Genomic DNA, 4,427 nt, shown 5'->3' with positions numbered 1-4,427 from the left:
AAGTATCATCGACTCGGCGCCGAGACCGCGGTACCGGGCCATCGCATAGATGACTGCCGCGGCAAGGAGGGCGAAGAGGAAGGCGTTCCCGATGATGAGGAACTCGCCGTCGACGAGGCCTGCGCCAAGGACGATCGCTATCGATGCACCTGTCGCCGCCGCCGAGGAGATGCCGAGGGTGAAGGGGCTTGCAAGGGGGTTCCTGAGGATGCCCTGCATCACCGTCCCTGCGATGGCAAGGCCGAACCCGGCCACGACTGCAAAGAGGACGCGGTGGAGGCGGTAGTTCCAGACGATGTTCTCTGCCATGGGGGGTGCGGAGAACTGGCCGGGGAAGAGGCCGGCAAGGACCGCCAGGTAGGCGTCGACAACCGAGAGGTCGGCACTGCCGAGGGTGATGGCGACGCCTGCGAGGAGGACGAGGAGGAGGACCATGAGGGCGTGGAAGAGGGTCCGCCTCCGCCGTGCGGCGGCGACCCCCTCCTGCAGAGTTCCGGTCCCCATCATACCGCCGGGTACGTGAACTGCATGCCGCTCAGGTCGGTCTCGAGGTGCTGGTACTCGTCCAGGTAGGTCTGGTGGAGGGCCGCAGGGTCGAGGTCGGCGAAGCGGTCGGGATAAGACCACTTTGCAAGGTAGGCGATCCCGATGAAGTTCTCCGGCCCTCCGAAGATGTCGTTGTGGAGGAGGTAGACCTTCTTCTCCTTCACCGCTGTAATGTCGGTCCATCCGGGTCTGCCGGCGAGGGCGGCGTGGATCTCAGGGACTTTCTCAGGACCGGCGTTCTGGTACCCTCCGGAGACGTAGGACCCCGCGCCGATGAGTTTGACGACCACGTCGGGGTCTGCGGCGATGACAGCCTCGGGGTCGACCTCGGGGTACTCGGCGGCGAGAGAGGAGAAGACGTTCTTCCCGCCTGCACGGACGATCTTGTCCTCGTATCCGGAGGCGGCGGCGCCGGTCTTGTAGTCGCGCCAGTTCTCCAGGTACACCGTCGTCCGCTCGGCGTCTGGGATATCGGTTGTCCCTGTGCGGACGGTGTCGAGCGCCCCGGTGTAGAAGGCGGCAAAGCGTTCTGCCTCGGCCTCGCGGCCGAAGATGGTGCCAAGGGCCCTCACGTCGTCGGCATAGTTCTCGGGCCTGAAGCAGTCGAACCTGTAGACCCTGATCTCCGGGTTCGAGGCCGCGAGTTTTGCCTGGATCTCGTCGCAGATCTCTTTGCAGGTGGTGGCGTACAGGAAGACGGCGTCGGGGTGGAGGGAGACGACAGTCTCGTAGTCAGGCGACCAGATGCTCCCGACGACTGTGGTGTTCCCGTACTCCGGGAAGAACTCAGGCTTCTGTGCGGAGAATTTGTCGATGCCGACGACGCTCGACGGACCGATGCCGAGGGACCGCAGTGTCTCCAGGGTCTCGCCGTTGAAGACGACGACGCGTGCGGGGGGAGAGGCAGGGGCGACGGCACCCTCACCCTCAAGGTAGAGGGCGGCGGCGTCCTGCACGCCGGCAAGTGTGGGGGCGCCCTCACCGCCGGCAAGGAAGGAGAGGACCATACCGGCGAACTCGTCCTGTCCGAGGGCGGCGTCGCCGGGCACGAGCGCGGCCGCCGGTACTGCAAGGGCGAGGAGGAGGCAGAGGAGGAGATGCACCTGTTTCATCGCCGGCACCTCCGGATCAGGGGGACGGCCGCAAGCGCAAAGAGCACGGCAAGGGCGCCGGGACCGGGGGCGGCGGTCGTGCCGCCGACGTCAAGGCGGGTGGGGGCGACCGTACCGTTTGTCCGGGCACCGAAGTCCCACCATGCACCCGTGATCTCGCCGCCGCCCTTCTCCGGGGAGCGGACCACATAGGTGACGGTCGTCTCGCCGAGGAGGGCGAAGCAGACGCGATTTTCCTCCACCCGCACCCGGTCGGCAGGGAGGGAACTCTTCACATAGGCAAAGCTCTCCGGCAGGGTCTCGACGATCCCGCCGGCCTGACATCCGTCCAGGGAGAGGGTCACCGTCACCTCGGCACCGGGCGCGGGGGCGGCGGTGCTGACCTCGCGCACCGCAGACTCCCCGCCTGCGAGAGCAGGGGCGGCGAGGGAGAGCGTACAGAGACAGAGGATGAGTACTGGCACTATTTTCATCGGTCACCAATCCAGAGTAGTACTTTGGTGATATCTCTGTCATAACAGGTTAGATATTTTGTGGGCTTTGTGGGACTCCCGTGCCCGGCAATATCTCCTCCGTCATCGCACACCGTGAAAAGGGTCATCATGCCGGGGGGCAAGGAATAGAGGAGGACTCGTGGAAAGATACGATCTGATCGTCGTCGGTGCGGGGCCTGCCGGGCTTTTTGCCGCGGCCCGCACCGGTGCCGGAGGGGGAAAAGTCCTCCTCCTTGAAAAGAAGAAAAAGCCCGGAAGAAAACTGCTCGTCTCCGGGTCGGGGCAGTGCAATATCACCCACGCCGGGAGTGTCACCGAATTCTTTACGCGGTATGGGAAGCACGGGCAGTTCCTCAAACCGGCGCTCCGGGCCTTCACAAACGCCGACCTCATCGCGCATGTCACCGGGAGGGGCGTCCCCCTGACGACCGAGGAGGGGGGCAAGGTCTTCCCGACCTCGCGGAAGGCACAGGACGTCCTCGACCTCCTCCTTGCGGAGTGCCGGGAGGCGGGCGTGACGGTACAGTGCGGAGAACCGGTCGTCGCCGTCGAAAAAACGGGGGACGGGTTTTTCGTCAGGACGGCGACAGGCGAATATCGCTCGGCCTTCCTCCTCATCGCGACAGGCGGCGCCTCATATCCGGCGACAGGTTCGACAGGCGATGGGTACGCGTTTGCCGCCTCCCTCGGCCACACGATCGTCCGGACGGCGCCCGCACTCACGCCGGTGACGGTGAGGGACTACCCCTTCGCAGACCTCGCCGGCATCTCCCTCCAGGACGTGACCGTCTCCCTCTTCAGGGACGGGAAAAAGATCGGCGACCGGAGGGGCGACCTCCTCTTCACCCATGAAGGTCTCTCCGGTCCGGCCATCCTCGACCTCTCCCGGTTCATCGAACCGGGCGACACTCTCGTCGTCCCGGTCCTCCCGGAAGCGATGCGGGAGGAGATCACGGCGGCGCTGGCCGGGGGCGGGGGTGCGAGGGTCAGGCCGGTGCTCTCCCGCTACCCTGTCCCAGAACGTCTCCTCAAAAGGATCATCGACCTCTCCGACGTCCCGCCGGAGACGACCTGCGCCCACCTCACGAAGGCGGCCCGGACCTGTCTTCTCCAGCACCTCACCGCCTGCACCTTCACCGTCGCCGCCCTCGGCGGATATAGTATTGCGATAGTGACGCGGGGAGGGGTGGCCCTCGACGAGGTGAACCCGAAGACGATGGGTTCGAAGTGCGTCGACGGCCTCTTCTTTGCCGGCGAGGTCCTCGATATCGACGGCGACTGCGGCGGCTTCAACATCCAGGCGGCCTTCTCCACCGGCGCCCTCGCCGCCGGTGCGGTCCTGAGAAGGCTTTCTGAGACGAAGGAAGGGAGTACATAAAGTCTTCACCTCTTCGAGAGGGGAACGACGCTCTTATCTCCTCCTCCCTCCATCCCCCTATCATGGTCCCGGACACTCGGGAGAGGGGATGACGGTGTCGTCCCCGGGAGACGACGATGTTTGAGAGAGTCCTCTTTGCAACAGACTTTTCCGACGATGCACGCGCCACGGCCGCACGTATCCCCGAGATACCGACGGCGCGGGACGTGATCCTGGTCCATGTCCTCGAACAGGGTCGCGCCCCGCGCATCCCCCTCCTCTCCGGCCCTGCGCCCTCGACCGGGGATGCGGAAGCGGCGCTTGCACGGGAGAGGGCCACCCTCCTCGGGTGGGGCCTTGACGCCACCGACCGCCTGGTCGAGGCGGTGGAGGGGGACATTACCGGCGCGATCCTCGACCTTGCCGGGAAAGAACGGCCTTCCCTTATCGTCGTCGGCGCACGGGGCCGGAACATCATCAGCGGCCTTTTCCTGGGCAGCGTCTCGGCAGGCGTCCTGCGGCGGGCGCGGACCCACGTGCTCGTCGTCCACGCCCCGAAAATGAGCGGGGGAAAACTCTTCTCCCGCGTCCTCTGCCCTGTCGACTTCTCGAAGCCCTCCCTCCAGGTCGTCTCCCTCCTCCACCGCCTGAAGGTGCCGGAGGCGGTGCTCCTCCACGTGGTCACGAGCGCCGAGAGCGAGGCGGAGATGGACGTCCTCATCAGGGACGCCGAGGAGCGCCTCGCCGGACTGAAGGCCCGCCTCGAAGAGGAGGGCGTGAGGGTGCAGACCCTCCTCAGGACCGGGCCCGCGGCCGACGAGATCTGCGAGGTCGCCGCGGGTGCGGGTGTCTCCCTCGTCATGTTGCCGCGCCTCGGGCGGACCGACTACATCACGAACATTCCCATCGGAGGCACGG

The 4,427-nt window shown here is 66.0% G+C and carries 5 protein-coding genes; 2 read left to right on the top strand and 3 right to left on the bottom strand.

All coding sequences use genetic code 11. The annotated features are described in order from the left end of the window. The 3 genes from Q0520_RS07515 to Q0520_RS07505 form a co-directional block, all read right to left on the bottom strand. Positions 1 to 504, bottom strand: a 504-nt coding sequence (locus tag Q0520_RS07515; RefSeq protein ID WP_298668346.1) for an iron chelate uptake ABC transporter family permease subunit, incomplete at its 3' end; no start/stop codon positions are given. Next, a complete protein-coding gene (locus tag Q0520_RS07510; protein ID WP_298668344.1) occupies positions 504 to 1,658 on the bottom strand; it encodes an ABC transporter substrate-binding protein in 1,155 nt (384 codons plus the stop codon). The genes Q0520_RS07515 and Q0520_RS07510, both read right to left, overlap by 1 nt. Further along, positions 1,655 to 2,131 carry a hypothetical protein gene (locus Q0520_RS07505; protein WP_298668341.1) on the bottom strand — a complete coding sequence of 159 codons (477 nt, stop codon included), beginning with the start codon at positions 2,129 to 2,131 and terminating at the stop codon, positions 1,655 to 1,657. The genes Q0520_RS07510 and Q0520_RS07505 overlap by 4 nt, the downstream gene beginning before the upstream one ends. 160 nt (positions 2,132 to 2,291) lie before the next feature. Here Q0520_RS07505 and Q0520_RS07500 point away from each other — a divergent pair, with 160 nt between their 5' ends. Together Q0520_RS07500 and Q0520_RS07495 are read left to right on the top strand one after the other, a co-directional pair. Next, positions 2,292 to 3,530, top strand: coding sequence for an NAD(P)/FAD-dependent oxidoreductase (locus tag Q0520_RS07500; protein ID WP_298668339.1), 1,239 nt, complete (start codon positions 2,292 to 2,294; stop codon positions 3,528 to 3,530). A 116-nt stretch (positions 3,531 to 3,646) separates the two neighbouring features. Further along, positions 3,647 to 4,427, top strand: a 781-nt coding sequence (locus Q0520_RS07495) for a universal stress protein (protein ID WP_298668336.1), incomplete at its 3' end; no start/stop codon positions are given.

The sequence above is a fragment of the uncultured Methanofollis sp. genome (assembly GCF_937919355.1).
Lineage (GTDB): Archaea > Halobacteriota > Methanomicrobia > Methanomicrobiales > Methanofollaceae > Methanofollis.
The sequence above is the reverse complement of the archived record's forward strand: the minus strand, read 5'-3'. Positions and strand labels throughout refer to the sequence as shown.

Bases quoted from the DNA above. Each gene is read 5' to 3' on its own strand.
- Q0520_RS07505 (WP_298668341.1), bottom strand. From the start codon at position 2,131: ATGAAAATAGTGCCAGTACTCATCCTCTGTCTCTGTACGCTCTCCCTC.
- Q0520_RS07510 (WP_298668344.1), bottom strand. From the start codon at position 1,658: ATGAAACAGGTGCATCTCCTCCTCTGCCTCCTCCTCGCCCTTGCAGTA.